The organism is Acinetobacter sp. 12966, from assembly GCF_031196995.1.
GTDB lineage: Bacteria > Pseudomonadota > Gammaproteobacteria > Pseudomonadales > Moraxellaceae > Acinetobacter > Acinetobacter geminorum.
The window spans coordinates 1-239 of the sequence record NZ_JAVIMC010000019.1; the positions used below are offsets into that span (position 1 = coordinate 1).

Below are 239 nucleotides of genomic sequence, written 5' to 3' on the forward strand. Positions count from 1 at the left end.
GTAACACCTACTTATGAAACAGTAACGATTTACTGGATATGGATGATTCTGTTTGTTGTTCTGACCTTAATTAGTCTGTATCAACTATTTGTTTCACCTCCACCAAAACGTGAAGGCGGTAATATAGGTTTAGCCTTACTTTCTGTACCTTTATATGCTTATATGGCACTAATTACAGGTATTGTATTCACGTTCTTTATGGATTATCCAATGGGGCAAGGGATTTACCTTGGTTTATT

1 pseudogene is annotated in these 239 nt (G+C 35.6%); it reads left to right on the forward strand.

The features are described from left to right. Positions 1 to 239, forward strand: a pseudogene (locus tag RFW85_RS03395) (hypothetical protein); the annotation flags it as partial.